Annotated in this window: 2 protein-coding genes; both read left to right on the top strand. The window is 66.9% G+C overall.

The genetic code is table 11. The features are described from left to right. Positions 1–982, top strand: a 982-nt coding sequence (locus I0Q12_RS23300; protein ID WP_231611287.1) for a pyridoxal phosphate-dependent aminotransferase, incomplete at its 5' end; no start/stop codon positions are given. Between the two features lie 657 nt (positions 983–1639). Continuing rightward, positions 1640–2935 (top strand): YibE/F family protein, encoded by a 1296-nt coding sequence (locus I0Q12_RS23295; protein WP_197255164.1) that lies wholly within the window; start codon positions 1640–1642, stop codon positions 2933–2935. The last annotated feature ends 192 nt before the right edge of the window (positions 2936–3127 follow it).

Here is a 3127-nt window from a genome sequence, read left to right as displayed (position 1 = left end):
CGCGATCGTCACACGCTACGAACTGGTGCCGGGCTTCCCCAAGCTCGACATCAACGACGTCTACCTGGGCAACGGCGTCTCCGAACTCATCACCATCACGATGCAGGCGCTGCTGGACGACGGCGACGAGGTCCTCATCCCCGCACCGGACTATCCGCTGTGGACTGCGATGACCTCCCTCGCCGGTGGCACTCCCGTGCACTATCTGTGCGACGAGTCCAACGACTGGAATCCGGACATCTCCGATATCGAGTCGAAGATCACCGATCGCACCAAGGCCCTGCTGGTCATCAACCCGAACAATCCCACGGGCGCGGTGTACTCCCTCGAGGTCCTGACGCAGCTGGTCGAGCTGGCCCGCAAGCATCAGCTGCTGCTGCTCGCCGACGAGATCTACGACAAGATCCTCTACGACGACGCGAAGCACATCTCGCTCGCGACGCTGGCCCCCGACCTGCTCTGCCTGACCTACAACGGCCTGTCGAAGGCATACCGGGTCGCCGGCTACCGCTCCGGTTGGATGACCATCACGGGCCCGAAGGAACACGCTGCCGGCTTCCTCGAGGGTGTCGATCTCCTCGCCTCGACGCGCCTGTGCCCGAACGTCCCGGCGCAGCATGCGATCCAGGTCGCGCTCGGCGGTTACCAGAGCATCGAGGACCTGATCCTGCCCGGCGGCAGGCTGCTCGAACAGCGCGATGTCGCGTGGGAACGGCTCAACGCGATTCCGGGCGTCAGCTGCGTGAAGCCGCGCGGTGCCCTGTACGCCTTCCCGCGGCTGGATCCGGAGGTGTACGAGATCCACGACGACGAGAAGCTCGTGCAGGATCTGCTGCTGCAGGAGAAGATCCTCATGGTCCAGGGCACCGGCTTCAACTGGCCGAACCACGATCACCTTCGGATCGTCACGCTGCCGTGGGCCCGCGACCTCGCCGTCGCCATCGAACGGTTCGGCAACTTCCTGTCGAGCTACAAGCAGTAGCGTTCACGCAGGTCACCGGCTCGGTCCGCGCTTCGGGCCGGGCCGCACCCGGCGTTCGCGGTGGGGTTCGCTCCGAATTTCCGGACACCGAAGCCCGCCGTGACACGCCCGAGACGCACGACACGCCGATCGTTGTGGAATGTATTTTTCGAGCCCTGCGGACGCATTTCCGCAGGTAGAAGGTCCCTAATAGGTCCCGAATCGGACAATCGGACCAAGCGGTGAGGCGAGACACACCTCAGAAGACTTTCCCGAACACGGACATAGGAAGTAAGTTTGTCCATGGCACGGCGCGACCGTGCCGGGCTCCCTGACCGACGCCATCCCCCCTGTGCGAGGTCAGGTGAAGGTGGCGGGGACACCCCCCCTGCTCCCCGCCACCACCAGCCCAACTCTTTCTCCTCCGGCCCCGAGCACATCGAACGCTCAGTCGCCACGGCCCGTGAATCTCGGCGGGAAACTCACTCGCGGTCACGATTGAACCACAGATTTTCTGGGTAAGCCACACAGAAGGCTCGTTCCGGGCCTATTTTTTCGTGCCTGTGGCACGATCTTGACGCATCAACTTGTGCGCAGAGCACAAATGAAACCCCCAATGGAGCCTGGACGGCCGTGCCCCCGTCCGGACATCCCGCAGAGGGTGGCTAGCCTGTCCCGGTGAGTCACGGACACGGACACGGGCACGGGCACGACGGTCCGGTCCCGCTCGGCCCTACTGCGGCCCGGGTGGTCGTCGGACTGCTGACAGCCATCGGCATCGTCGTTCTGCTGGGCACGGCCGCCCTGTGGCCCAGCAGCAGGTCCATCGACATTCCCGCGCCCTTCCAGACATCGGGCGGCGGCGCCGTGGTCACCGAGGCGGGCACTGTCGTCACCCAGGACACCGGCTCGTGCGGGAGCACCTCCTCCGGCCGCGTGTTCACCGGCAACCCGGTGCCGCCCGCGACCGACGCCTACCAATGTGCCCGCAGCGTGATCGCCATCGAATCGGGTCCCAACGAGGGCACCCGGACCCTGCTCGAGATCGCCCCGGGCCCGGGACAACCGGAGTTGCACGCCGGGGAGAAGATCCGGCTGGTCCGGCAGACCGATCCGTCGGGCGCAACCCAGTACTCCTTCTACGACTACGCCCGCGGACTGCCCATCACCCTGATCATCGTCGCGTTCGCCGTCGTGATCGTCGTGGTCGCACGGTGGCGGGGGTTGAGGGCCCTGCTCGGTCTGCTCGTCGCGTTCGGCGTACTCGTCGGTTTCATGCTGCCGGCACTACTCGACGGAAAACCGGCCGTGCCGGTCGCGCTCGTCGGCGGGTCGCTCATCCTCTACGCCGTGTTGTACCTCGCGCACGGAGTGAACCTGCGTACGAGTTCGGCGCTGCTGGGCACCCTGGCGTCGATGGGCCTCGCGGCGCTGCTGTCCTATCTGGCGATCCGGCTGACCAATCTGACGGGCCTGTCGGAGGAACAGAACACCGACGTGCAGTTGTACCTCGAGCACGTGAGCATCACGGGTCTGCTGCTCGCCGGATTCATCATCGGATCGCTCGGTGTCCTCAACGACGTCACGATCACGCAGGCGTCGTCGGCGTTCGAACTCGCGGCGATCGACCCGTCCGCGAGCCGCCGCGAGGTGTTCACCTCCGCGATGCGGGTCGGTCGCGACCACATCGCGAGCACCGTCTACACGCTGGTGCTCGCGTACGCCGGCGGCGCGCTGCCGCTGCTGCTGTTCTTCAGCATCGCCGGACGATCGATCTCCGACGTCCTCACCGGCGACGCGGTCGCCATCGAAATCGTGCGGGCCTGCGTGGGCGGCATCGCCCTGACCCTGTCGGTGCCGCTGACCACCGCGATCGCGGCGCTGCTCGCCCGGCCCGTCGGATCGGGTGGCGGGGCCGCGCCCGTCGTCGAACGACCCCGTCGGGAACCGACCCGCGGGCGGCACGCCCGCTGATCACTGCCCGGACATCACCGTGCGGGCAGCTCGATCCGGGGCAGCTCGATCCGCGGCAGCTCCACCGTCGGCAGGACGGGGACCGGGATGTTCAGCCCAGGGATCATCGGCGGGGGCGGCGGCGTCTCGGGGGCTACCGGCACCTGCCGCTGCGTGGTCGGTTCGGGTTCCGGCTCTTCGGTGGTCGTGGTG

The sequence above is a fragment of the Rhodococcus sp. CX genome (assembly GCF_015865005.1).
Classification (GTDB): Bacteria; Actinomycetota; Actinomycetes; order Mycobacteriales; family Mycobacteriaceae; genus Rhodococcus.
This window is presented reverse-complemented; position numbering and strand designations above follow the sequence as displayed.